The organism is Variovorax sp. CCNWLW235 (genome assembly GCF_037204085.1).
GTDB lineage: Bacteria > Pseudomonadota > Gammaproteobacteria > Burkholderiales > Burkholderiaceae_C > Variovorax.
The window spans coordinates 34,979-59,629 of sequence record NZ_JBBCBW010000013.1 but is presented as its reverse complement, the minus strand read 5'-3'; the positions used below and the strand labels follow the sequence as shown (position 1 = coordinate 59,629).

At 65.5% G+C, this 24,651-nt stretch carries 23 protein-coding genes and 1 pseudogene; 8 read left to right on the top strand and 16 right to left on the bottom strand.

Annotated features, from left to right (window positions below):
- Positions 1-5: 5 nt before the first annotated feature.
- Both V9L21_RS15845 and V9L21_RS15840 read right to left on the bottom strand, forming a co-directional pair.
- Positions 6-263 carry a PP0621 family protein gene (locus V9L21_RS15845; protein WP_337313408.1) on the bottom strand — a complete coding sequence of 86 codons (258 nt, stop codon included), beginning with the start codon at positions 261-263 and terminating at the stop codon, positions 6-8.
- Positions 260-1,069 carry a cytochrome C assembly family protein gene (locus V9L21_RS15840; protein WP_337313405.1) on the bottom strand — a complete coding sequence of 270 codons (810 nt, stop codon included), beginning with the start codon at positions 1,067-1,069 and terminating at the stop codon, positions 260-262. Before V9L21_RS15840 ends, V9L21_RS15845 begins: the two co-directional genes overlap by 4 nt.
- 194 nt (positions 1,070-1,263) lie before the next feature.
- Here V9L21_RS15840 and ffh point away from each other — a divergent pair, with 194 nt between their 5' ends.
- Positions 1,264-2,652, top strand: a complete 1,389-nt coding sequence (gene ffh / locus V9L21_RS15835) for a signal recognition particle protein (protein ID WP_258504072.1) — start codon at positions 1,264-1,266, stop codon at positions 2,650-2,652.
- Between the two features lie 113 nt (positions 2,653-2,765).
- On the opposite strand, the gene mdoH is transcribed toward ffh, so the two are convergent.
- From mdoH to V9L21_RS15800, 7 genes are all read right to left on the bottom strand, one after another.
- A complete protein-coding gene (gene mdoH / locus V9L21_RS15830; protein ID WP_337313403.1) occupies positions 2,766-4,781 on the bottom strand; it encodes a glucans biosynthesis glucosyltransferase MdoH in 2,016 nt (671 codons plus the stop codon).
- A 7-nt stretch (positions 4,782-4,788) separates the two neighbouring features.
- Positions 4,789-4,992 (bottom strand): hypothetical protein, encoded by a 204-nt coding sequence (locus V9L21_RS15825; RefSeq protein ID WP_337313401.1) that lies wholly within the window; start codon positions 4,990-4,992, stop codon positions 4,789-4,791.
- A gap of 193 nt (positions 4,993-5,185) precedes the next feature.
- Positions 5,186-6,574 carry a sigma 54-interacting transcriptional regulator gene (locus V9L21_RS15820; RefSeq protein WP_258504076.1) on the bottom strand — a complete coding sequence of 463 codons (1,389 nt, stop codon included), beginning with the start codon at positions 6,572-6,574 and terminating at the stop codon, positions 5,186-5,188.
- 31 nt (positions 6,575-6,605) lie between these two features.
- Positions 6,606-7,262, bottom strand: coding sequence for a hypothetical protein (locus V9L21_RS15815; RefSeq protein WP_337313398.1), 657 nt, complete (start codon positions 7,260-7,262; stop codon positions 6,606-6,608).
- 98 nt (positions 7,263-7,360) lie between these two features.
- Entirely contained in the window at positions 7,361-8,788 is a 1,428-nt protein-coding gene (locus V9L21_RS15810) for a sensor histidine kinase (RefSeq protein WP_337313396.1), read from the bottom strand.
- Complete coding sequence (gene miaB, locus V9L21_RS15805; RefSeq protein ID WP_337313394.1) at positions 8,788-10,155, bottom strand: tRNA (N6-isopentenyl adenosine(37)-C2)-methylthiotransferase MiaB; 1,368 nt, start codon at positions 10,153-10,155, stop codon at positions 8,788-8,790. Before miaB ends, V9L21_RS15810 begins: the two co-directional genes overlap by 1 nt.
- A 91-nt stretch (positions 10,156-10,246) precedes the next feature.
- Positions 10,247-10,696 carry a hypothetical protein gene (locus V9L21_RS15800; RefSeq protein WP_337313392.1) on the bottom strand — a complete coding sequence of 150 codons (450 nt, stop codon included), beginning with the start codon at positions 10,694-10,696 and terminating at the stop codon, positions 10,247-10,249.
- Between the two features lie 187 nt (positions 10,697-10,883).
- Here V9L21_RS15800 and V9L21_RS15795 point away from each other — a divergent pair, with 187 nt between their 5' ends.
- Together V9L21_RS15795 and V9L21_RS15790 are read left to right on the top strand one after the other, a co-directional pair.
- Positions 10,884-12,101 carry an efflux RND transporter periplasmic adaptor subunit gene (locus V9L21_RS15795; protein WP_337313390.1) on the top strand — a complete coding sequence of 406 codons (1,218 nt, stop codon included), beginning with the start codon at positions 10,884-10,886 and terminating at the stop codon, positions 12,099-12,101.
- Positions 12,098-15,262 carry an efflux RND transporter permease subunit gene (locus V9L21_RS15790; RefSeq protein ID WP_337313388.1) on the top strand — a complete coding sequence of 1,055 codons (3,165 nt, stop codon included), beginning with the start codon at positions 12,098-12,100 and terminating at the stop codon, positions 15,260-15,262. The genes V9L21_RS15795 and V9L21_RS15790 overlap by 4 nt, the downstream gene beginning before the upstream one ends.
- Here the strand turns inward: V9L21_RS15790 and V9L21_RS15785 are convergent.
- The 5 genes from V9L21_RS15785 to V9L21_RS15765 are packed head-to-tail and all read right to left on the bottom strand — an operon-like array spanning position 15,259 to position 18,756.
- Positions 15,259-15,906 carry a histidine phosphatase family protein gene (locus V9L21_RS15785; RefSeq protein WP_337313386.1) on the bottom strand — a complete coding sequence of 216 codons (648 nt, stop codon included), beginning with the start codon at positions 15,904-15,906 and terminating at the stop codon, positions 15,259-15,261. The two genes, V9L21_RS15790 and V9L21_RS15785, sit on opposite strands and share 4 nt — an antisense overlap.
- 22 nt (positions 15,907-15,928) lie before the next feature.
- The gene (locus tag V9L21_RS15780; protein WP_337313384.1) at positions 15,929-16,558 is read right to left on the bottom strand and encodes a DUF4136 domain-containing protein; all 630 of its coding nucleotides are present in this window, start codon (positions 16,556-16,558) and stop codon (positions 15,929-15,931) included.
- 46 nt (positions 16,559-16,604) lie between these two features.
- Positions 16,605-17,540 carry a tRNA 2-thiocytidine(32) synthetase TtcA gene (gene ttcA / locus V9L21_RS15775; protein ID WP_337313382.1) on the bottom strand — a complete coding sequence of 312 codons (936 nt, stop codon included), beginning with the start codon at positions 17,538-17,540 and terminating at the stop codon, positions 16,605-16,607.
- Positions 17,541-17,591: 51 nt separating this feature from the next.
- Positions 17,592-17,966, bottom strand: a complete 375-nt coding sequence (locus V9L21_RS15770; protein ID WP_126747977.1) for a dihydroneopterin aldolase — start codon at positions 17,964-17,966, stop codon at positions 17,592-17,594.
- Between the two features lie 13 nt (positions 17,967-17,979).
- The gene (locus V9L21_RS15765; RefSeq protein WP_337313378.1) at positions 17,980-18,756 is read right to left on the bottom strand and encodes an SDR family oxidoreductase; all 777 of its coding nucleotides are present in this window, start codon (positions 18,754-18,756) and stop codon (positions 17,980-17,982) included.
- A gap of 26 nt (positions 18,757-18,782) precedes the next feature.
- Here V9L21_RS15765 and V9L21_RS15760 point away from each other — a divergent pair, with 26 nt between their 5' ends.
- The gene (locus V9L21_RS15760) at positions 18,783-19,895 is read left to right on the top strand and encodes a class I SAM-dependent methyltransferase (protein WP_337313376.1); all 1,113 of its coding nucleotides are present in this window, start codon (positions 18,783-18,785) and stop codon (positions 19,893-19,895) included.
- Between the two features lie 418 nt (positions 19,896-20,313).
- On the opposite strand, the pseudogene V9L21_RS15755 reads toward V9L21_RS15760, so the two are convergent.
- A pseudogene (locus V9L21_RS15755) lies at positions 20,314-20,786 on the bottom strand (helix-turn-helix domain-containing protein); the annotation flags it as partial.
- A gap of 552 nt (positions 20,787-21,338) precedes the next feature.
- Between V9L21_RS15755 and V9L21_RS15750 the strand changes: the two are divergent.
- Positions 21,339-21,722 (top strand): hypothetical protein, encoded by a 384-nt coding sequence (locus V9L21_RS15750; protein ID WP_337313374.1) that lies wholly within the window; start codon positions 21,339-21,341, stop codon positions 21,720-21,722.
- Between the two features lie 492 nt (positions 21,723-22,214).
- Positions 22,215-23,093, top strand: a complete 879-nt coding sequence (locus V9L21_RS15745) for a TauD/TfdA dioxygenase family protein (RefSeq protein ID WP_337313372.1) — start codon at positions 22,215-22,217, stop codon at positions 23,091-23,093.
- Between the two features lie 12 nt (positions 23,094-23,105).
- On the opposite strand, the gene V9L21_RS15740 is transcribed toward V9L21_RS15745, so the two are convergent.
- Positions 23,106-23,501, bottom strand: a complete 396-nt coding sequence (locus tag V9L21_RS15740; RefSeq protein ID WP_337313370.1) for a DUF5329 family protein — start codon at positions 23,499-23,501, stop codon at positions 23,106-23,108.
- A gap of 123 nt (positions 23,502-23,624) precedes the next feature.
- Between V9L21_RS15740 and hisN the strand changes: the two genes are divergently transcribed.
- Both hisN and V9L21_RS15730 read left to right on the top strand, forming a co-directional pair.
- Positions 23,625-24,401, top strand: a complete 777-nt coding sequence (hisN, locus tag V9L21_RS15735) for a histidinol-phosphatase (RefSeq protein ID WP_337313368.1) — start codon at positions 23,625-23,627, stop codon at positions 24,399-24,401.
- 9 nt (positions 24,402-24,410) lie between these two features.
- Positions 24,411-24,605 (top strand): DUF2905 domain-containing protein, encoded by a 195-nt coding sequence (locus V9L21_RS15730; RefSeq protein WP_126747984.1) that lies wholly within the window; start codon positions 24,411-24,413, stop codon positions 24,603-24,605.
- The last annotated feature ends 46 nt before the right edge of the window (positions 24,606-24,651 follow it).

The following is a 24,651-nucleotide window of genomic DNA, read 5'->3' as shown; positions in this document are numbered from 1 at the left end:
CCCGTTCAGCCGCGCTCGGCGGCCTCACGGTGCGCGGCGCTGCAGTAGACCGCGTCGCCCGGGCCGCCGAGCGCATCGCTCGCAGGCAGGTGCAAGCCGCAATGCGCGCAGCGCAGCATGGCCTTGGGCGTGGCCGGTGTGGCGGGCTGGCGCTGGGCGCGGGCTGACTTTTCGCGCTGCGCGTCGCGCATTTCTTCGCGGCGGTTCTTGCGCCAGAGCCAGATCGCCACCCAGAGCACCGCGAGAACGAGCAGGTATTTCATGCCGTACCGCGCGCCAGCACCACTTCGAGCACAAAACGCGAACCCACATAGGCCAGCAGCAACAACGCGGAGCCGGCATACAGCACGCGGCGTGCGGTGCGGCCGCGCCAGCCGAAGCGCGCGCGCCCTACCAGCAGCACGGCAAAACTCATCCACGCCAGCACCGAGAACACTGTCTTGTGGTCCCACTTCCAGGCGCGCACGGTGGCGCCGTACAGAGTTTCGCTGAACAGCAGGCCCGCCAGCAGCGTGGCGGAAAGCAGCACGAAACCTGCCGTGACAAAGCGGAAGGTGAGCCGTTCGAGCGTGAGCAGCGGCACGCCGGCCTGCGGCTCGGTGGCGAGGCGAATCTGTTTTTCAGCCCGTGTGATCAGCCAGGCGTGCACCACCGCGGCGCCGAACAAACCATAGGACGCAATGCCGAGCGCCAGGTGCAGCGGCAGCCAGGGCGATGCCGAAACGTGCAGCGGCGTGCCGGGAAACAGAACGGCCAGCACCACCGCGGCCGCGCCCAGCCAGGCCAGCGCCCGCCGTACTTTCAGTTGCGGGTACATGCGGCTTTCGACCGCGTAGACGGTAAGCACCAGCCATGCCGTGACGGAGAGCGCCGGCGCAAAGCCGAAGCGCGGCTCGCTGCCGATCAGGCCATGGGCAAGCACCGCGGCATGCAGCAGCCATGCGAGCCCCAGCGCCCATTGGGTGGCTTTTCGGCTCAGGCGGGCGCCCGCGGCGGCGGCAAATCCGTAGGCAGCCGCGGTGGCGATGCCCAGCGCCACGGCAAGTGGGGAGGGGATCGCTAAAATCATTGCAGGAGTGTAATAGGCTCGCCCCCAGTCTTCGCGCACATCGTGGCGCATCGCCAACCCGCTGCCGGGGGCAACATCTGCGGTTCGGCAAAGCCGGTCTGGCGGTGTTTCGCGAATGGGCGCAGGCGGCCGACACTCACATCAGTTACGACTTCCCAATGACCCGCCGCGGCGGGCAGCAAGGCATTTCTTCCATGGCCACCGCCCTCTCAGAAAAGTTCTCCCGCCTCGTCAAGACGATGAGCGGCCAGGCGCGCATTACCGAAAGCAACGTGCAGGACATGCTGCGCGAAGTGCGCATGGCGCTGCTCGAGGCTGACGTGGCGCTGCCCGTGGTGCGCGACTTCGTCGCCCGCGTGAAGGAAAAATCGCTCGGCCAGGAAGTGCTGGGTTCGCTCAAGCCGGGCCAGGCGCTGGTCGGCATCGTCAACCGCGAACTCGCCGCCACCATGGGCGAGGGCGTGTCCGACATCAACCTTGCGGCCCAGCCGCCCGCGGTGATCCTGATGGCCGGCCTGCAGGGCGCGGGCAAGACCACCACCACCGCCAAGCTGGCCAAGCACCTGATCGAAAAGCGCAAGAAAAAGGTGCTGACCGTGTCGGGCGACGTCTACCGGCCCGCCGCCATCGAGCAGCTCAAGATGGTCACCAAGCAGGCCGGTGCCGAATGGTTCCCGAGCACGCCGGACCAGAAGCCGCTCGACATTGCACGCGCCGCGCTCGATCACGCCAAGCGCCACTTCTTCGACGTGCTGCTGGTCGACACGGCCGGCCGCCTGGCGATCGACGAAGTGCTGATGACCGAAATCAAGCAGCTGCACGGCGCGCTCGATCCGGTCGAAACCTTGTTCGTGGTCGACGCCATGCAGGGCCAGGATGCGATCAACACCGCGAAGGCCTTCAAGGACGCGCTGCCGCTCACCGGCATCATCCTGACCAAGACCGACGGCGATTCACGCGGCGGCGCGGCGCTGTCGGTGCGCCAGGTCACGGGCGTGCCGATCAAGTTTGCCGGCACGAGCGAGAAGATCGACGGCCTGGAGGTGTTCGACGCCGAGCGCCATGCCGGCCGCATCCTGGGCATGGGCGACATCGTCGCGCTGGTCGAGCAGGTCACGGCCGGCGTCGACGTGGCGGCGGCGCAGAAGCTGGCGGCCAAGGTCAAGAGCGGCGCGGGCTTCGACCTGAACGACTTTCTCGGCCAGCTGCAGCAGATGAAGCAGATGGGCGGCCTGTCGAGCCTGATGGACAAGCTGCCGCAGCAGATGGCCGCCAAGGCCACCGAGGCCGACATGACCCGTGCCGAGCGCGACATCCGCCGCAAGGAAGGCATCATCCAGAGCATGACACCGCTGGAACGCCGCAAGCCCGAACTGCTCAAGGCCACGCGCAAGCGCCGCATTGCGGCCGGCGCGGGCGTGCAGGTTCAGGAAGTGAACCGCCTGCTCAACGAGTTCGAGCAGATGCAGGGCATGATGAAGAAGATGAAGGGCGGCGGCCTCATGAAGATGATGAAGAAGATGGGCGGCATGAAAGGCATGGGCGGAATGGGTGGCCCCGGCGGTCCGAAGCTGCCGTTCTAGTTATATATATAGAGAGAGATGGCTGCTGCTTCTTTGGCAGCTGCACCATGAAAAAAGCCGGCCTCGTGGCCGGCTTTCTCGTTTGCGCTGAGCTTCAGCGCATCAGACTGTCATCAGACCGTGGCCAGCGCCGCGGGACGCGCAAGGCGCACCGCATGCATCCAGGCGCGGCGCAGCACGGCCGGCGAACGCGATTCCTCGGGAATCAGCAGGAAGCCGCGATCGCGCAGCGACGTGCCCAGTGCGATCTGGCTGGTCAGCACCGTGAGCGGAATCGCCAGCAGCAGCGGCAGGCCAACGGGCATGAGCCAGATCAGCGCGCTCGGGTCGATCATTGCAACGCCCAGGGCCAGCGCACCGACCACGATGCTCATGGGAGCGAGCTGCGACACGGCAACCTTCCATGGCACGGCAGCGGCTTCGCGGGGAGGCGACTTCCAGTCGAGCTTGATGCCGGTGAGGGCGACCAGCACGAACAGCGAGTGGGCCAGCATGCGAACCGGCGCCTGCACGATGGCCAGGGCGCTTTCGAGCACCGAGCTCTTCACCAGGCCCCACAGGCCGCCGTACTGGCGTTGCTCGCCGCGCATCAGCACGGCGGCAATGCCGAGCACGCGAGGCAGGAACAACAGGCACAGGGTCCAGATCCACAGGCCGGCCAGTTCCGCCGGCAGCACGCTCCAGCTGGAGATGAGGCTCGAGCCGCTCAGCCACAGCCCGGTGCCCAGCGTCAGGAACGCGAGCCACAGCGGTGCCGAGACATACGCCATGGTGCCGGTCACGAACATTGCGCGGTGCACCGGGTGAATGCCGGGCTCGGCCATCAGGCGGGCGTTCTGCAGGTTGCCCTGGCACCAGCGGCGGTCACGCTGCAGTTCGGCCAAGAGGTCCGGCGGTTGCTGCTCGTAGCTGCCGACCAGGTCGGCGCAGAGCCACACGTTGTAGCCGGCGCGGCGCATCAGCGCGGCTTCGACGAAGTCGTGCGACATGATGCCGCCCGACATGCCGCCGGTGCCCTTGATGGGGGCCAGAGCGCAGTGCTTCATGAAAGGCTCGACGCGGATGATCGCGTTGTGGCCCCAGTAGTGCGATTCGCCCAGTTGCCAGAACTGCATGCCCAGCGTGAACAGGCGGCCCGTCACGCGGGAGGCGAATTGCTGCGCGCGGGCATGCAGCGTCACGTGGCCGATGGCCTGCGTGGCGGTCTGGATGATGCCGGCGGTCGGGTTGGCTTCCATCAGCTTGACCATCGAGGTCAGGCAGTCGCCGCTCATCACGGAGTCGGCGTCGAGCACCACCATGTAGCGGTAGTCCTTGCCCCAGCGGCGGCAGAAGTCGGCCACGTTGCCGGCCTTGCGGTGCGTGCGGCGGGTGCGAAGGCGGTAGTACACCTCGACCTGCGGCTGGTTCGGGCTGTCGGCCAGTGCGGCGCGAAGGTCTTCCCAGGCGGCGCGCTCGGCGGCGGCGGTTTCGGGGTTGTAGCTGTCGGACAGCACGAACACGTCGAACTGCTTGGCGTGGCCGGTGGCAGCAACCGATTCGCAGGTGGCGCGCAGGCCGGCGAACACCGTGGCAACGTCTTCGTTGCAGATCGGCATGATGATCGCGGTGCGTGCCTCGGGGTTCATCGGGTGGTTGGCCACCTGCTTGACCGACAGGGCGTGCTTGTCACCGCGCACCGAGACGTAAAAGCCCATGAGCGCCGTGACAAAGCCGGTGACGACCCAGCCCGAAAGCAGGCCGTACAGGCCGATCTGGCCGTATTCGAGCCAGATGTTGTCGTAGTCGGGCTGCACGCCGGCAAACAGCGCCGAGGCAACCACGGTGCTCAGCAGCGTGAGCGCCATGAAGGCGAAGCGGCGCTGCGCCGCGGCGCGCTGCCACGGCTGCTTGACCTGTTCGCTGGCTTCGGCGGTTTCGCTCTCCGGCTTGCCGCCGGCGCCGAGTTTGACCAGCAGGGCAGTGCCAATGCTGTTCCAGAAGCCGCGCCAGGGGCGGGGCGCCATGGAGCCGCGGTTGACCGGCGGAGCGGTCACGGAATTGGGGTGGCGTTCTTCGCGCACCGGGCTGCGGTGCGAAAAGTCGGCTTCGGTCAGCACGTTCAGTTGGGAGAAGTCGTTTGGCTTCATGTGTAATTTACCAACGTTGCTTGTCGAGGGAAGGGGTGTCGCCAATGGCAGGAAAGCGCTTGATCACGCAATCCGGCTCGGCGCCGCCTGCGCTTGCGAGCGCGGCCAGCGAATGACCGGCGGCACGGGGCCGCACGGGGGAAAACTGCTTTTGACGCAGGCCGTCGCGCTGCTGGCGCAGTGCGAAAGATGGGCTGGTGAGTGCTGTCATGCCTGTACAGGGGCAAACCCTGTGCCAGGTAGAAAAAACCCTTTCAGATCAACAACTTGGAGCGATCTGAATGCGGTTTTCGGGGTTGGAGCCGTTTGGGAGGCTCCGAAACCCCTGTTTTTGTCGCCGAATCCCGACAAGCCTGGCAGGCAGTCGGGAAAGAGCCTTTCAAATCAACAACTTAGCGCCGTCGCTAGTCAGCGACAGGCTCGCTACCCGGAGCGACAGGGTCGGCCTTGAAGTGGCCCGGCGTGAGTTCATGCTTTTGCAGAAGCCGGTAGAACTCGGTGCGATTGCGGTCGGCCAGGCGGGCGGCGTCGGCCACGTTGCCGTCGGTGAGCTTGAGCAGCCCGACCAGGTAATCGCGCTCGAAACGCTGCTTGGCCTCGGCATAGGTCTGGACCTCGACCGTCGGGACACGCAGCGCCCGCTGCACCAGCGCCAGCGGAATGAGCGGCGAGCTCGACAGCGCGCAAACCTGCTCCACCACGTTGTAGAGCTGCCGCACGTTGCCCGGCCAAGCGGCGGTGGCCAGCGCCTTCAGCGCCTCGGGCGCAAAGCCCGAGAGCCGCTTGCCGTACTTGGTCGACAGCTTCTGCAGGAAGTGGTTGGCCAGCAGCGGTATGTCTTCGCGCCGGGCCGACAGCGGCGGCAGCGTGAGCGTGACCACGTTCAGGCGGTAATAAAGGTCTTCGCGAAACTGGCCTGCTTCCATGGCCGCGTCCAGGTCGCGGTGGGTGGCCGAGATGATGCGCACGTCGACCTCGATCGACTGGCTGGCGCCGAGCGGCCGTACCGCGCGCTCCTGCAGCACGCGCAGCAGCTTGACCTGCAGCGCGGGCGGCATGTCACCGATTTCGTCCAGCAGCAGCGTGCCGCCGTCGGCCTGCTGGAACAGGCCCTTGTGGTTGGCATGGGCGTCGGTGAAGGCGCCCTTCATGTGGCCGAACAGTTCCGACTCGAGCAGCGCCTCGGGAATGGCGCCGCAATTGACCGCCACGAAGGGCTTGTCGGCGCGAGCGCTCGCCCGGTGGATGGCGCGCGCCAGCAGCTCCTTGCCCGCGCCGCTGTCGCCGCGCAGCAGCACCGAGGCGTCCGACTTGGCGACCATGCGTGCCTCGGCCAGCAGCTCGGACATGCGATTGCTGCGGCTCACGATTTCGGCACGCCAGCTTTCGTCACCGGCCTTGGCGGGCGTGCTGGCGGGAGCGCCGAGTGCCAGCGCCTGGGCGATCTTGTCGAGCAGCTCGCGGCCGTCGTACGGCTTGGTCAGGTAGGTGAACACGCCGCGCGCCGTGGCCTCCACGGCATCGGGAATGGTGCCGTGCGCAGTGAGCAGGATCACCGGCAGGGAAGGATGGCGTTTCCTGATCTCGTCGAACAGCTGGAGTCCGTCGCGGCCGGGCAGCCGCACGTCGCTGAGCACCAGCTGCGGATGCTCGATCTCGAGCTGCGTAAGCGCGGTTTCGGCCGAGGTCACGGCCGTGACCTGGTAGCCGACCGAACTCAGCCGCATCGAAAGCAGCCGCAGCATGTCCGGGTCGTCGTCCACCACCAGCAGGCGCGCGCCGGTCGTGCTCATCGAGGGAACTCTTTCTGCAACCGCTGGATGTTCATGGGGTGGGCTTGGGGCCGTTGGGTGGGGGCAGGGTCGGTGCCGGCGCGTTCGGGCGCGCAAAGCTGCGCTCGATGGCGCGCAGCGCTTCGATGCGGTCGTTCAGCTGGTCGATGCGGCGCTGGCTTTCGCGCAACTGCTGCACCTGCTTGTCGCGGTCGTCTTCGACGCGGCGCTGCTCCACGTAGCGCGCGGCCAGTGCGCGCGCGAGCGGCTGCAGGGGCTGCGCCTCGGGCGAAGGGTTTGCCGCCACGCGCTGCATCAGGCCAAGGGCGCGTGCCAGGTCGGCCGGCACGCGCGTTTGCGCAAGCAGCAGCGCCAGCTGCATCTGCGCGCTGGGCGAATCGCCCGGATCGCCGGCGCGGGTGATCTCGGCGCTCAGCTCGGCACCGCCCAGCGGCCGCACCTTGTCGGCATAGGCCAGCATGGCCGCCACGGGCCCTTGGGTCATCAGCGTGAAGAGCGATGCCGGCTGCGTGGCGGGCGCCTTGGGCTCGGCCTCCACCGGCATCACGCGCGGCACCACGGGCGGCGGCGGCAGGGCGATGGCCTCGGCCGGGGGCTCGGGCTGTGTCGCGCAGGCGGCCAGCATCAGGACGAAAGGCACGGCCATCGCCCCGGAGAAGGTCGAACTGCGGACGAACGAAAAAGACATGGATCGGCGAAAGAAAGACAAGAGGCAGTGTTTCAGGTGGATGCCCGAGGGCTTCACGAGGGATTCGCGGTGGGTTGTTCTGGAGGCTGGATCCGGGATCAGGCCGTGCGTGGCAGTTCGATGCGAAAGCGCGCGCCAGGCCCGCTCGGCTGCAGGGTGATGCGGCCCCCATGGGCAGCAATGTACTCCTGCACGATGGAAAGGCCGATGCCGGTGCCCTTGACCGCATGTTCGGGCTGGCGCTCGCCCCGGTAGAACGGCTCGAAAATGCGGTCGCGGTCGCTTTCGGCAATACCCGGGCCGGCATCATTGACATCGATGCAGGCCGAATCCGGCGTACTCGACACCACGATATTGATGACTCCGCCGCGCGCCGAATAGCGAATGGCGTTGGACAGCAGGTTGGCGATGGCGGTGCCGAGCTTGGTGCGGTCCACCGTGGCGGTGAGCGGTTCCCCTTCGGCGCGCACGCGCAAGCCGTGCGCTTGCCACTGCAGGCGCTGCGCCTCGATCTGTTCCTCGATCAGCGGCAGCAACTCGGTGCGTTCGCGGCGCAGCTCGCGCGCCTCGAAAGCTGCGGCGTTGAAGCGCAGCAGGGCTTCGATCTGGCCCTGCAGCGACACGGTGTTCTGGTTCAGGATTTGCGCCACTTCCAACTGGGCCGGGTTGAGCGGGCCCGTCACGCCGTCTTCGAGCAGCGAGACACCTTCTCTCAGCGCGGCGAGCGGCGTTTTCAGCTCGTGCGACACATGGCGCAGGAAGCGTGCCTTGTCGGCGTCCAGTTCGGTCAGGCGCAAGCGCAGCCACTCCAGTTGCTGCGACACGCGCCGAATGTCCGCCGGTCCGCGGATGTCGATGGGCTCGTCGAGCCGGTTCTGCCCGAGCCCGACGATGGCATGCTCCAGCCGCTTGAACGGGCGCGCAAGCCAGATGCCGAAAGCCAAGGCCAGAGACACGGCGAGCACGCTGGCGGCGATCACTTCGCGCATGAGGCGGCGGCGTGCGTTCTCGATGCGCTTGGCCAGCGCATCGTTCTGCGTTTCGATGAGGAACTGCGCCTGCTGCGCCAGGTTGGTGTTCAGCGAATCGAGTTCACGGAACTGCATGGCCATGGTGCTTTCGCGCGAGAGCGCGCTGTCGGCGCTTCCGCTCATCAGGCCTTCGATCACGCCGAGCTGGGCGCGCCACATCTGGATGCCCGCCGGCGCAAGGCCGTTGTTCTCGAGCCGCTCGAGCACCTGGTGCGCTTCGCGCGCGGCGTCGTCGAAGCGGCGGCGCAGCACGACGTCGTTCAGCACCAGCGACTGGCGCCCGGCGCGCTCCATGGCCGCGCTGCGCTCGGCCAATGACTGGGCCGCACCCGAGAGCCGCAGCGCACGCGCGGCCGCGTCGCGGCTCTGGCTCATGAGCGCGTCGTACTGGAACACAGAGCGCAGCACCACGCCCACCAGCAAGGCGGTGATGAGCAGGAATGCGAAAAGAAGGAGCTGCTGGAACGAGCCCCGCGTCGATGGGCGCTTCGCCATCAGACGGCGAGCGCGGCCGGAGCCGGCGCCGTCGACGACGATTCGCGCGTGGCCACTTCGCCGCGCAGCGTGTAGGCGAGCGAGCGCGTGATGCGCAGGTCGGCCATCTGCCCGACGAGCCGCGCGTCGCCTTCGAAGTTGACCACGCGGTTGCACTCCGTGCGGCCCATCAGTTCGTTCGCGTCCTTGCGCGAAGCCCCTTCGACCAGCACGCGCTGCGTGGTGCCCACGAGCGCATCGCCGAAGCGGCGCACGTTGCCGTCGATCACGCGCTGCAGCGTTTGCAGGCGCGCAAGCTTCACCGCATGGGGCGTGTCGTCATGCAGCGCCGCGGCCGGCGTGCCGGGGCGCGGGCTGAAGATGAAGCTGAAGCTGTTGTCGAACTGGCAGTCGTCTATCAGCTTCATCATCTTGGCGAAGTCTTCATCGGTCTCGCCCGGGAAGCCGACGATGAAGTCGCTGGAGAGCGCAAGCTCGGGCCGGATGGCGCGCAGCTTGCGCACCGTGCTCTTGTATTCCATGGCGGTGTAGCCGCGCTTCATGGCCATCAGGATGCGGTCGCTGCCGTGCTGCACGGGCAGGTGCAGGTGGCTCACGAGCTGCGGCACCTTGGCGTAGGCCTCGATCAGCCGCGGCGTGAATTCGTTGGGGTGGCTGGTCGTGTAGCGGATGCGCTCGATGCCGGGAATTTCGGCGACGTATTCGATGAGCAGCGCGAAGTCGGCAATCTCGGCCGTGTCGCCCATCTTCCCGCGGTAGGCGTTCACGTTCTGCCCCAGCAGCGTGACTTCGCGCACGCCCTGGTCGGCCAGGCCGGCAATCTCCACCAGCACGTCGTCCAGCGGGCGGTTCACTTCCTCGCCGCGGGTGTAGGGCACCACGCAGTAGCTGCAGTATTTGGAGCAGCCTTCCATGATCGACACGAACGCCGTAGCGCCTTCCACCCGCGCGGGCGGCAGGTGGTCGAACTTCTCGATCTCGGGAAAGCTGATGTCCACCTGCGGGCGGTCGAGCCGCTCGCGGTCGTTCAGCATTTCGGGCAGGCGGTGCAGTGTTTGCGGGCCGAACACGATGTCGACGTAGGGGGCGCGCGCGATGATGGCATCGCCTTCCTGGCTGGCCACGCAGCCGCCCACGCCGATCTTCACGCCCTTGGCCTTCAGGTGCTTCACGCGGCCAAGGTCGGAGAACACCTTTTCCTGGGCTTTTTCGCGCACCGAGCAGGTGTTGAACAGGATCAGGTCGGCCTCGTCCACGTTCTGGGTGGGCTCGTAGCCCTGCGCGGCGTTCAGCACATCGGCCATCTTGTCCGAGTCGTACTCGTTCATCTGGCAGCCGAAGGTTTTGATAAAGACTTTTTTGCTCATGGGGTGCTCTCTTGCCCTCCCGAGCGGGAAGGCGGAATACCGGACGCGCACGGCGTCCGGAAGCGCGGCGGGCGAGCGCCCGCTGGCATTTTTATTGCGTGTTGACGGTGTCGCTCGTGGTGAACGGCCAGATGTTCAGGAGCGGCTTGTCGAGCGATTCGCGCTTGGCCACTGCTTCGTCGGGCGTCAGGATCCAGACCTCGCGCAGCAGGCCCGCTGCGTCGCGCGTGTAATTGACCAGGAATTTCTGACCGGCGATGGCACTCGACATGACCAGCATGTTCTGCGGGCTGCGGATGCGTCCGCCCGGCGCCATGCGGTCAGGCCTGCCGTCGAGTTCGACGTCGACTCCGTCGATGACCATGAACTTGCCGCGCAGCGTGCCGACCGGGAACGTGCGGCCGCCTACCAGCGATTCGTTCTGGGTCTGCGGCCGGGGCACGTCGGCCTGGGCCGCGGCGTCAATGGAAAAAAGGCTTGCAGCTACTGTGCAAAGCGCTATGAAAGTGAGAGCATTCGTGGGTTTCTTGCAGCGGTTCATGGGGTATATCCAGAGGCTGTGGAGCGGCGATTTTAGCGGCGAGGTTGAATTCGGCCTTGCGCCTGCCACAGCGGGTTGTGCACGGGCCATTGCGTTGCCGCTTTACTTATCTTTACGGTACCCGTCGACACTGTGAACTGGCCGCTGATCCAATAGCCGCTGTCAGCCCAAAGTGCACAAAAAATCCATGAAGAAAAAACTCGTCTTCGCCCTTGCAGGTGTGTCGATCGTAGCCGCCGCGGGATGGTGGTGGAGCGGATCTGGCGATCGGCTTGCCGTAGGCAGCGCCAAGCCCGCCGCGGGCGCCAAGGGCGCGGCACCCGCCGACGGCGCGCCGCCGGCACTGGTAACGCTCGCAACCGCCGTGCGGCAGGACGTGCCGGTCACGGTCCAGGTCAACGGCAGCGTGGTGTCTCTCAACAGCGTCGATCTTCGGCCGCAGGTCACCAACACCGTGGCGGCGGTGCACGTGAAGGAAGGGCAGTTCGTCAAGGAGGGCCAACTGCTCTTCACGCTCGACGACCGCAACGACCAGGCCAACCTGGCCCGCGCCCGCGCGCAGCAAAAGCGCGACGAGGCCACGCTGGCCGATCTGGAGCGCCAGTACAAGCGCAGCCAGGAACTGCTGGCGCAGAACTTCATTTCCAAGAGCGCCACCGACGCCACGCTGTCGCAGCTCGAGGCGCAGCGCGCCGCGGTGGCGGCCGATCGCGCCGCGGTGCAGTCGGCGCAGGTGGCGCTGGGCTATGCCACGCTGCGCGCGCCCATTGCGGGGCGCATCGGTGCGGTCAATATCTACCCGGGCACGCTGGTGCAGCCCACGCTGTCCCTCGTCACCATCACGCAGCTCGACCCCATTGCGGTGAGCTTTCCCGTGCCCGAGGCCAATCTGCAGGACCTGCTGGCCGCGGCGCGCAGCCGGGCCAAGGTCGAGGCCCTCGTGACCGGGCGCCGCGAGCCGCTGAGCGGCGTGCTCAATTTCGTCGACAACACGGTTGACCCGCAGATCGGCACCGTTCGCGCGAAGGCGGTGTTCGACAACGCCGACCAGAGCCTGTGGCCCGGCCAGTTCGTCGGCACGCGCATCACGGTGCGCACGCTGGCCGGCGTTACCGTGGTGCCCGCCGCGGCGCTCATGATGCTGCCGGACGGTGCCTCGCTCTACGTGGTCGACAAGGCCGGCACCGCGGCGCGCCGCAAGGTCCAGGTGCTCTATACCTTCGGCACCAAGGTGGCGGTGAACGGCGTCGAGCCCGGTGAGCAGGTGGTCATCGAGGGCAGCCAGAACGTGCGCCCGGGCGGCAAGGTCCGTGTCGACGCCAAGGCCGCGCCGGCGGGCACGACCGGCGTCACGCCGGGCAGCGCGGCCTCGTCGGACATCAAGACCCCGCGGGAACGCGCATGAACATCTCGGAGCTGTGCATCCGTCGTCCCGCCATGACGGTGCTGTTGTCCGCCGCGGTGGTGGTGGCGGGCATCTTTGCGTATTTCAGCATTCCGGTGGCCGCGCTGCCGAGCTACAACACGCCCGTCATCAACGTGAACGCCCAGTTGCCGGGGGCAAGCCCCGACACCATGGCCTCGTCGGTGGCGCTGCCGCTCGAAAAGCAGTTCTCGACCATTCCGGGCCTGCAGACCATCAGCTCGGTCAACACCCAGGGCGTGAGTTCGATCACGCTCGAGTTCGTGAGCAGCCGCGACATCGATGCCGCCGCCGTCGACGTGCAGGCCGCGCTGCTGCGCGCGCAGCGCCAGTTGCCGCAAGAGCTCACGCAGCTGCCTTCGTACCGCAAGGTGAATCCGGCCGATGCGCCGGTGCTGTTCATCGCGCTCATTTCGCCGTCGATGAACCCCTCGGAGCTCAACGACTACGCCGAGAACCTGATCTCGCCCACGCTCTCCACCATCGACGGCGTGGCGCAGGTGGCCGTGTACGGGCGCAAGGCCTTCGCGGTGCGCATCAAGGCCAATGCCGATCTGCTGAACGCCCGCAACATCACGCTCGACGAGCTTGCCAGGGCCGTGAATTCGGCCAACGCCAACACACCCGTCGGCACGCTCGACGGTCCGCGCCAGACGCTCACCATCCAGGCCAACCGGCAGCTCACCAAGGCGGAAGACTTCGCCAAGCTGATCATCGGCCAGCGCAATGGCGCCCCTGTGCGGCTCGACGAAGTGGCCACCATCGAAGACAGCTTCGAGTCGGTCAAGACCGCGAGCAGCTTCAACGGCCAGAGCTCCATTTCGCTGGCCGTGCAGCGTCAGCCGAATGCCAATACGGTCGAGGTAGTGGACGCGGTGCGCGCGCTCATTCCGCGCTTCAAGGCAGAGCTTCCGCAATCGGTCGAGATCCACATGGTCAACGACCGCTCGCTGTCGATCCGCGAGGCGGTGCACGACGTGCAGCTTACGCTGCTGGGCACCATTGCGCTGGTGGTCATGGTGATTTTCCTGTTCCTGCACCGGCTGGTGGCCACGCTGATTCCGGCCGTCACCATCCCCATCTCGCTCATCGGCGCGGTGGCGCTGCTGTATGCGTTCGGCTACAGCCTGGACAACGTTTCGCTGCTCGGCATCACGCTGGCCGTGGGCCTGGTGGTGGACGACGCCATCGTGGTGCTCGAAAACATCATGCGCTACGTCGAGAAGGGCATGGAGCCGTTCGCGGCGGCGTTGCGCGGTGCGCGCGAAGTGGGCTTCACCATCATCTCGATCTCGATCTCGCTGGTGGCGGTGTTCATCCCGATCTTCTTCATGCCGGGCGTGATCGGCCTGCTGTTCCACGAGTTCGCGGTGGTGGTGGCGCTGGCCGTACTGGTGTCGGCCGTGGTGTCGCTCACGCTGGTGCCGATGCTTGCGAGCCGGCTGCTCAAGCACACGCCACGTCCTGAAGGCGCCATCGACCACGAAGAAGAGCATCCGGAACCCGGAACCGCCATCGGCCGTGCCTTCGAGCGGGGCTACCGCTGGGTGCACGGCACCTATATGCGAACGCTCGACTGGACCCTTGGCCATCGCACGCTGATGCTGCTGGTCGCGGGTGCCACGTTCGTCGTCACGGCCTGGCTGTTCATTTCCATTCCGAAGGGCTTCTTCCCCGAAGAAGACATCGGCCAGATCCAGATCACCACCGAAGCGGCCGAAGATATTTCATTCACCGCCATGAATGCGCTGCAGGAGCGCGTGGCCGCTTCGCTCCAGGCCGACCCGAGCGTGGCCTACGTGAGCTCGTTCGTCGGCGTGGGCGGCCCGACCGCCACGCAGAACTCGGGCCGTCTTTTCGCCGTGCTCAAGCCCCGGAGCGACCGCCCCAAGATGGCCAAGGTGCTCGAATCGCTGCGCCAGCGTTTCCGGGAGATTCCGGGCATTGCGGTCTACATGCAGCCGGTGCAGAACCTGCGCCTGGGCGGTCGCCAGAGCAAGGCACGCTTCCAGTACACGCTGCAAAGCGTGAACGCCGGCGAAATGGTGCCGTGGTCCACGCGGCTCATGGAGCGGATGCGCGCCGACCCGGTCTTCCGCGACGTGACCAGCGACTCGCAGAACCGCGGCCTGCAGGCCACGCTCGAAATCGACCGCGACAAGGCCGGCGTGCTCGGCGTTGCTGTCGGCGACCTGCGACTGGCGCTCTACAACGCGTATGGCGACCGGCAGATCGGCAGCATCTACGGCGCGAGCAACACCTACCAGGTGATTCTCTCGGCCGCGGACAGCGACCGGCAGTTCGAGGACGACGTCTCGCGCCTCTCGGTGCGCAGCACCACGGGCCGGCTGGTGCCGCTCTCGGCCTTTTCGACCGTCAAGCGAACCGTGGGGCCGACCTCGGTCAACCACCAGGGCCAGCTGCAGGCGGTGACGGTGTCGTTCAACCTCGCGCCCGACGTGCCGCTGGGCAACGCGACCGCGAAGATCGACCAGTTCAAGGAAGAGCTGAAGATGCCGCAGTCGATCATCACCACCTACGGCGGCGATGCGGCGGTGTTCCAGAGCTCGCAATCGAGCCAGGCCGTGCTGCTGGTGCTGGCCGTGCTGGTCATCTACGTGCTGCTGGGTGTGCTGTACGAAAGCTACATCCACCCGCTGACCATCCTGGCCGGGCTGCCGTCAGCGGCGGTGGGCGCGTTGATCTCGCTGAAGATATTCGGCTTCGACCTGACGCTGATCGCGACCATCGGCATCCTGCTCCTGATCGGTATCGTGAAGAAGAACGCGATCATGATGATCGACTTCGCGCTCGACGCGCAGCGCACCGAAGGCATGAAGCCGGTCGATGCCATACGCGAAGCCTGCCGGCTGCGCTTTCGCCCGATTCTCATGACCACGCTGGCCGCGCTGATGGGCGCACTGCCGCTTGCGCTGGGGCTGGGTGCCGGTGCCGAACTGCGCCAGCCACTGGGCGTGGCCGTGGTGGGCGGGCTAATCTTCTCGCAGGTGATCACGCTCTACATCACGCCCGCCATTTACCTGGCGCTCGACCGCTACAGCGGCACCGGTCCCATGGTCGACCTGCCGGGCGAAGCAAAGGCCGAGGCCGCCGCGGCGCACGGCACGGCGTCGCACGCCTAGGTGGTCGTTTCGTCCAGAACGTCGTCGTCCGCCGCCAGGTGGGCGGTGTCGCTCCAGCCGACCAGGCTGAAGCCCTCGGCCGTCCACAGCATGCGGTTGATGGCCGCATTGCCGAGCTGCCAGGTGCGCGGCGCCTGCAGCTCCTGGCGGGTGGCGGCGCGGTAGAGCACGTCCATGACGCCGCCATGCGCCACCAGCGCCACCAGTTGGCCCGGGTGGCGGGCGGCGAGCTTCGATGCAATGCGCGTCACCCGATCGCGAAAAACCAGCAGGCTCTCGCCGCCTTCGGGCTCGAACTCGGGGTCGCGCTCGCGCCAGCGCCTGGCCTGCTCGGGGAGCGTCGCCTCGATTTCCGCAAAGCTCATGCCCTCGAAGCGGCCGAAGGCGCGCTCGCGCAGGCCCGGCTCGGGCAGCACCGTGAGGCCATGGGGCTTCGCAATCTCCTGCGCGGTCTGCCAGGCGCGCGAGAGGTCGCTCGCGTAGATCACGCCGATGTCCTCGTCCGCCAACGCCTGCCCCACGCGCCTGGCCTGCCACAAGCCCGTGGCATTGAGTCCGATGTCGAGCTGGCCCTGAATGCGTGTGTCTACATTCCAGGCGGTTTCGCCATGGCGAACGGCAATCAAACGGGTAATTTCTTCCATCCGGCCGGATTCTAGAAGCGCGTCATTTCTTTGCCGCGCGCAGTTCGATGTTCACTCGGCGCTCGCCCTGCGGCGGATTCGGAAAACCCTGCAGCGCGGCATCGAACATCACCGGCAGGATGGCCGCGCTCGCGTTGTACGGGCCGTCGTTGCGGGCCCGCGTTTCATAGACCACCCGGTTCGAGCCGATGTCGCGCAGCACGATGCTCACTTCGCGCTCGTACCAGGGGTTGGCGGCCGGCGGCATGAACGCTGGGCCGCCGTACCAGCCGCCGCCATACCAGCGGCGGGCGTAGCCGTGGTAACCGTAGCCGCCATAACCTCCATAACCCCAAGGGCCGTCGAAGAGCCATGGGTCGGCCCACGGCGAAAGGCCGGCCGTCACGCGCGCGCCGATCTGCGCACTGTAGGTCGGGCGGGCATCGTCGCGGCGCAGGCCCACCTTCTCGAGCGCCGCGGCCGCCATGGCTTCCAGAGATTCCTGCCGTGCGGCGTCGGCCTGCTGCGAAGGCAGGCGTTCGAAGCGGTAGGTGGCGCCCGATGGCATCGCGCCAAGCGAGGAAAAGCTCTTCACATCGCTGTCCACCACCCAGGAGGTGGCGCAGCCGCTCAGCGTTGCTGCCAAAAACAGAGCAAAGAACGCACGTTTCATGAGGGTCTCCGGGCTCCGCAGCCCAAAATTCCCCTGGGTTGCCGCTTCAGCCCTGAAGAATGCGCAGGGCTGCGGGTGCCTGGGAGAGCAAGTCGAAAGAGGGCGCGTCGAAGGCCTTGTCGCCGTCTTCGTCGGCCACGCCCGTCGCCTTCAGACCCTTGAAGTCGTGCCGCGTTCCGTCCAGCAGGTGCGAAGGCACCACGTTCTGCAGCGCGGTGAACATGTTTTCAACGCGGCCGGGGTATTTCCTGTCCCACTCGCGCAGCATTTCGCCGACCTGCTTGCGCTGCAGGTTTTCCTGGCTGCCGCACAGGGTGCACGGAATGATCGGAAATTCGCGGTGCTGCGCCCAGCGCACCAGGTCTTTCTCGGCCACGTAGGCGAGGGGGCGAATGACGATGTGCTTGCCGTCGTCGCTCACCAGCTTGGGCGGCATGCTTTTCAGCTTGCCCGCGAAGAACATGTTGAGGAAGAAGGTCTGCAGCATGTCGTCGCGGTGGTGTCCCAGCGCCACCTTGGTGGCACCGAGTTCATCCGCCACGCGGTACAGGATGCCGCGGCGCAGGCGGCTGCACAAGCCGCAGGTCGTCTTGCCTTCTGGAATCACTCGCTTGACGATGCTGTAGGTGTCCTGGTTCTCGATGTGAAAGGCCACGCCAAGCTCGCTCAGGTACTTGGGCAGCACTTCTTCCGGAAAGCCGGGCTGCTTCTGGTCGAGGTTCACCGCGACGATGTCGAAGTGAATCGGCGCGCGGGCCTTGAGCTTGAGCAGGATGTCCAGCATGGCGTAGCTGTCCTTCCCGCCCGAGACGCACACCATGACCTTGTCGCCCTCTTCGATCATGTTGTAGTCGACGATGGCGCGGCCCACCTCGCGGCACAGGCGCTTCTCGAGCTTGTGCGTCTCGCGCTCGATCTTCAGGGAATTGGTGGTGGTGGCGGCGCCGGCGACGGGCGCCTCGTCGATCCAGACGGCGTTCATTGGTGGGCTACTTCAGTCAAACGAGGGGAAGACCTCCGATTTTGCCTTGGATCACCATTCCCCGGCTTCGATGCGGATAGCCACCTCGCAGTCGTCGAAGATTTCGAGCTTGGCGATCTTCACCCGCACGCCGCGCACGCCGGGCAGCTGCAGCAGCCGCTGCGCGAGCTTGCCGATCAGGCTTTCGAGCAGGTTCACGTGTTCGGCGGTGCACTCGTCGATGATGATTCGGCGCACCTTGCGGTAGTCCAGCACATGAAAGATGTCGTCGTCCTGCGGCAGCAGCGGCTGCGGGCCGAGGTTGAGCTCGGCATCGACCAGGATCGGCTGCGGCGCCCGTTTTTCCTGCTCGAGGATTCCCAGGTTGGCATCGAAGCGCAGCCCCTGGAGAGTGAGGGTCTGGTGGCCGTGCGGTATGGAAGACATGGTGTTGTGGTGCTCACATGAGCGAGAAATCGCGCTCGAATCTCATCAGGTGCTGGCCGCCGTCCACCAGCAGCGTGGTGCCGGTGATCGAGTTGTTTTCCAGCGCAAATTTCACCGTGGCCACCACGTCGGCCGGCGTGGAAGAGCGGCCCAGCGGCGACAGCTTGTGCAGCTGGGCAAACTTTTCGTCGTCCAGCATGTGGCTCGAAAGCGTAAGGCCGGGTGCCACGCCGACCACCCGCACGCGCGGGGCCAAAGCCAGCGCCAGCATGGGCGTGGCGGCTTCCAGCGCGGCCTTGGAGAGCGTGTAGCTCAGGAAGTCGGGGTTCGGGTTCCAGAGCTTCTGGTCGAGCAGGTGCACCACCGCGCCTTGCGCATCGCGCAGCGCCAGGTGGTCGCGCAACGCCTGTGCCAGCAGAATGGCCGCGCCGGTGTTGCTACGCGCATGGCGCTCCATCAGCGCATAGCTGAAGCTGGCTGCGTCGTCATGCTCGAAGAGCGCCGCACTGTGGACCACCGCATCGACCCCGCCGAAGTGCGCCGCCACCCGCGGCAGCAAGGCACGCGTGGCGCCTTCGTCGAGCAAGTCGGCCTCGAAGGCGGCCGATTTGCCCGAGAGCCCCGCGCATTCGGCGGATGTTTGCTCGGCTTCGGTGCGAGAGCTGCGGTAGTGCACCGCCACTTGCCAACCCCCGGTAGCCAGCGCCAGTGCAATCTCGCGCCCCAGCCGGCGGCCCGCGCCCGTGACGAGAACGGTGCGGGGGCCTGCGGAAAGCGGTGCTGTGCTCATGCGGACAGAGAAGGGAGAATCGGGGGGTGACGACAAAGACGACGAACAGTTTACCCATCGCCCTCGATGCCCTGATCGCCCGCGCCGTGGAACGCGCGGGCGGCTGGATCGGGTTCGACCGCTTCATGGCGCTGGCCCTGTATGCGCCGGGGTTGGGCTACTACGCCAACACCTCGGCCAAGTTCGGCCACATGCCGTCTTCAGGCAGCGACTTTGTGACCGCGCCCGAACTCACGCCCATGTTCGGCCAGGCGCTTGCCGCGCAGGTGGCCGAGGCACTGCAGAAGACCGACACCGACACGGTCTGGGAATTCGGCGCCGGCTCCGGCGCCCTGGCCGTGCAACTGCTGCACGCGCTCGACGAAATGGGCCGAACGGACGTGCGCTACCGCATCGTCGATCTCTCGGGCACCCTGCGCGAGCGGCAGCAGCAGGCCCTGGTGCGGCACGCAGACCGCGTCGAATGGCTCGGCGAGCTGCCCGAGTCGATGCAGGGCGTGGTGATCGGCAACGAGGTGCTCGATGCGATGCCGGTGCAACTCTTGGCGCGCGTGGGCGGCCGGTGGTTCGAGCGCGGCATCGTGCGCGATGCGCAAGGCACCGGCTGGACCTGGGCCGACCGCGAGACCGCACTGCGGCCACCGCTGGAGGTGCCGGGCGAGCACGACTACCTGACCGAAATCCATCATCAGGCCGAGGCTTTTGTCGCGACCCTGGCGGACCGCCTGACGAAGGGCGCGGCCTTCTTCATCGACTACGGCTTTCCGGAGCGCGAGTACTACCACCCGCAGCGCCACATGGGAACCGTGATGTGCCACCGCGCGCACCAGGCCGATGGCGATCCGCTGTCCGACGTGGGCTACAAGGACATCACGGCGCACGTCAACTTCACCGGCATTGCGCTTGCGGGGCAAGAGGCGGGGCTCGAGGTGCTGGGCTATACCAGCCAGGCCCGGTTTCTGCTGAACTGCGGGTTGCTGGCGAGGATGGAGCAGGGCTCTACTGCGGAAAGGGGAATGGCGGCTCGGCTCATTCATGAGCATGAGATGGGGGAGCTGTTCAAGGTGGTGGGGTTTGCTGTGGGGGAGGCTTGGGAGGCGATGGGGTTTTTGGAGGGGGATCGGAGTCATACGCTCTGATTCTTCGATTTGCTGGCTTCGTTTGCTTCCCGAGGCCGGGTCTCGCCCCGGCGGGCGACCTACTTTTCTTTGCTTCGCCAAAGAAACGTAGGCAAAAGAAAGGCGACCCCACTGTCTGCGACCCTCCGCTTCGCTGCGGGCAACCTGCGGTGCTCGGGTTTCGCGGGGTCTCGCAGAACTCGCTTCGCTCAAACAGCTGCGAGCCCTGATCCGCGAAACCCTCCGCTCCTCGGCGCATACAGAGGGGCTTGGAAACCGAACGGGCCTTTGCTTCGCTCGGCTACCAAACCACTGCGGCGCTGCGCGCCGCAGTGGTTGGCATTGAGTTGGGCTGTTGGCTGTTGGGGCCGAGCGAGCGCGAAGGCTGCCCGCAGCGAAGCGAAGGGACGCAGACAGTAAGGGTCGCCTTTCTTTGGCAGCGCCCCGCGCCGGTCTCGAAGTAGCCCTTGAAGTCAATCTGCCATAGGGCATTGGGCAGCTCGTGCTCGAAGCGCTGTCAATGCTCGGCCGCCTGGCTGGCTTCGGAGGTGACCAGTCCATGACGGTGAAGGATGCCGGTGATGGTGCTGGCGTGGGCACGCCGCTGAAGCCCAGATCACTCAGGCGCTGGGCGATCTTGCGTCCGCCCCAGCGGGGGTGTTGGCGGCGCAGTTCGAAGACCGCTTGCTCGACCGCGGAGCTGCTGCGCGCAGGACTGCGGTGTCGCCGGGTGCTGTGGGGTTTGCACGCATCGTTGATGCTCTGCAGCGCATGGCGGAGCAGTCGCGCGTAGGCAGTCTTGGGGCTGATGCCAAAGCGCCGGCACAGCTCGCGGCGGTTGGCCCCTTCTTGCAAAGCCAGTTCCAGGAATGCGCGTTTGGTGTCCATCAGGTCTCTCGGTTGCCAGGGCATGGGCCACTTCCTCGGTCATATCGACCTCGAAAGTGTTTCCCCCGTGTCCCCCGCACACCTGTTACCCAGGTCTCCGATCCATGCAGCGAAGCAAAGAAAAGTAGGTCGCCCGCCGGGCGACGCCCGGCCGGGGGAACTATGGAACTACGCAGCGCATTGACGAGTCGAGGCGGCGCGCGGCTCGCAATGTCCTTCAAGGCTTGTCATGACGGTGCTCGCACGGCATCTTTTGAAGTAAAAAACCGGCAAAAAAAGCGAGCTATTTGTTGCCTGCGTGATTTCCATCACGCACATTGCCTCGAATCTAAACGCTTTCTGCAATTTGTAAATTTCTCGCGCCAACTGAGGACTCTTGGCGCTTGATGTGCTGCCTTTTAAAAACTAAGCTCTTGTGCCAAGCGCGCGCCTAATGGAGGAGAGGAGGCTCATCTTGAATTTTTTCTTCTTTTTTGAGCTCGCTTCTGAGATGGTCGCCTTGGGCAACTGTTGTTGCTAAACGTATCGGCATTAGTTCAACAATTTAAAATTGCAATTTAGTTATAGGGAGATTTTGTGAGAAAAATTATCATGTGTGGGCTCGGATTTTCTTTTGCCCTGATAACGGCCTGCGGTACGGTGGGAGGGAACTCGTCCATAGAAAGTGCGACAACTCAATCGCTGAGCCAATCATTGAAAACTGGAGTGACCACGACCGATGACGTCAAGAGATTGTTTGGCAACCCCGACTATGTAAAAGACTCCAACGACGGGTCTGCTTATTGGAGTTATGGAGGAGGGAGAAATAGCCAAAAACGTGCCATTGCCAGTTTGGCGAGTATCCCTTATCTATCAACAATCGATGACATCAATACTGCATCTGGTGCCAAGAGAAAATCCCTGTCGCTTTATTTTAATTCAAATAAAAAATTGACAAGCTATTCCTTGAGTTCAAGCTAAAAGATTTTGGTGCGTAAGGCGATCCCGACTGGATAGCCACGGACGGACATTCACTGGCGCATCATTAGATAGCGGATGTGCCGCCGGCTAGCGAATCCCAAAAGCTAAGTCGTAAGCTGGGAATCTTTGCCGACCAGCACCTCGCATGGGAGAGTGCATACGAGGCGAAGCCGAAGGCGCTGTTCGCTAGCGAGCATTCACAACAGATCGTCGGCTTGCCGCACGACGAATAGCCCATCGGTGGCTGAACTGTTCGCGCACAGCGCGAAGCCGGTTTATGTACCGCCATCAATAGGGCCGCTGCATGCTTGGTGGTCTGGGTCAAACCCCTCGTTGATGCACCTTGCAGTCGACATGCCCAACCCCACCTGCGCCGCCGCGAGTCGCGCCGGGGCGAGACCCGGCCTCGGGAAATAAATAAACTCAACTCAAAAATAAGCTACCAACAAAGAGTTCGTTTGAGAAAGCACCCCTCAAACCTACATTGGCGGGATGAGTTCCAAGCCCGCCCCCACTCGGCAGCACTTCGAAGTCCGCCCCTTCGACGCCTCCGTAGGCGCCGAAATCATCGGCCTCGACATCTCAAAGCCCATCAGCGCCGAAGATTTCGAGCGCATCCACCAAGCGCACCTCGACCACCACGTCCTGGTCTTCCGCAACCAACAAATCACCCCCCAAGAGCACATCGATTTCAGCCGTCGTTTCGGCCCGCTGGAAATCCACGTGCTGCACCAGTTCCACCTGAAGAACCACCCCGAGATCCTGATCGTTTCCAACATCAAGGAAAACGGCGAACCCATCGGCCTGGGCGACGCGGGCGTCTACTGGCACTCGGACATCTCGTACAAGCCCCAGCCGAGCCTGGGCTCGCTGCTGCATGCACAAGAGCTGCCGAGCGAAGGCGGCGACACGCTCTTCGCCGATCAGCACCTCGCATGGGAAGCTCTAAGCCCGCAGCTGCAGCAGCGCATCCTCCCGCTCAAGGCCGAGCACAGTTACCTCGCCAAGTACGAAGAACTGCGCGCCAAGAACCCGTGGCGGCCCAAGCTCTCGCAGGCGCAGATCGACCAGGTCGCTCCCGCGGTGCAGCCGGTGGTGCGCACGCACCCGGAAACGGGCCGCAAGGCGCTGTTCGTCAGCGAGCACTTCACGACGCGCATCGTCGGCCTACCGCAGGATGAGAGCGACGCACTGCTGGCCGAATTGTTCGCGCACAGCGTGAAACCCGAGTTCGTGTACCGCCATCAGTGGGCGCCGCACGACCTCGTGTTCTGGGACAACCGCTCGCTGATGCACCTTGCAGCCGGCACGCCCGACCACCTGCGGCGCCGCCTCAATCGCACCACCATCGTGGGCGACACGCCTTTCTGAAGGTGCGCTGTTTCAGCCGGTGCCGGGCTTCGCGGCGCCCTTGCGCAACGTGCGCAGCTCGGCATTCAGGAACTCGCTGGCGTCCTTCATCGAACCATTCGGCATCTTGACCTGGTAGGCCTTGCCGGTCATTTCAGAGCGGGAAGCGCAGCGGTCGATGAAGTCTTCCGCCGTGGCGATCTCGTCTTTGAAGTGGTCGAACTTGGCCCGCATGTGCTTGGCGGCGTCGTCGGCATCGTGCGCCTTGCCGTTGCGCATGAATGTCACCGTCTTCATCTGGGAGACCCGCTGGATCAGCGTGTCGATGAGCTTCTGCTCCGACGCGGAAGGGGCGGCCTGGGCCAATGCAGCCATGCAGCCGAGCAAGAGCGCCAGCAGCGCCGTGCGCAAAGATCGAAATGGAGCCATTCAGTGGTGATCAGGGATCGAGTGGGACGGGGAGTTCGGCCCATGCTAGAGCGCCGGCCCCCGGCGTGTCAAACCGGGCCCGGCTCGGGTCTAATCGCAGTTTTGGCACGCGTCACTTCTTTCATGAGCTCCCCGAACCCCGATCTCCTGTCGATTGCCGATGCGCTGGCCGATGCGGCCGCCGCGCAATCGATGCGCTATTTCCGCACGCCGCTCGACATCATCACGAAGGCGGACGAAAGCCCCGTCACGCTGGCGGACCGCGCCGCCGAAACCGCCATGCGCGAGATTCTTGCCACCCGTGCGCCGGCCGACGGCATCTTCGGCGAAGAACACGGCCTGGAGCGGCTCGACGCCGAGCGCGTCTGGGTGCTCGACCCGATCGACGGCACGCGCAGCTTCATTACAGGCTCTCCGCTCTGGGGCACGCTGATCGGCGTGCTGCAAGGCGCCCGCGTGGTGCTCGGCATGATCGACATGCCGGTGCTCAAGGAGCGCTGGATCGGCCAGGCCGGCAAGGGCGCCACGCGCGACGGCCATCCGGTGCATGCCAGCGGCTGCACCGAGGTGGCCAAGGCGCGCATCGTCACCACCTCGCCGGACATCTTTGCGCCGGCCGACTGGCAGGCTTTCGACCGGCTGAGCCGCCAATGCGCGATGCGGCGCTTCGGCGGCGACTGCTACGGCTATGCCCAGCTTGCGGGCGGCACGATCGACCTGGTGGTGGAAACCGGGCTGCAGCCCTACGACTACCTGGGCCCGGCGGGCGTGATCGAGGCGGCGGGCGGCGTCATTACCGACTGGCAGGGCCGGCCCCTGGGGCTGGAGTCCGACGGCAGGGTGATTGCGGCCGCAACGCCCGAACTTCACCGACAAGCCATGGCCGTTCTTGCGGCCTAGACTGTTCCCATGTTCCGCTGGCTGATCGTCGTCGTCCTTGCACTGGTGCTCATGAGCGGGCTCACGGCCTGGCTGCGCCGGTTCGGCTTCGGGCGATTGCCTGGCGACTTCGAGTTCCGCGCTTTTGGCCGCGAGTGGCAATTGCCCATTTCCAGCACGTTGGTGCTCAGCATGATCGCGGCGCTGGTGGCGCGCTTCATCTAGCACCATCGATGAACCAGAAACCGAAAAGAAAGAGAAGAACCACGCG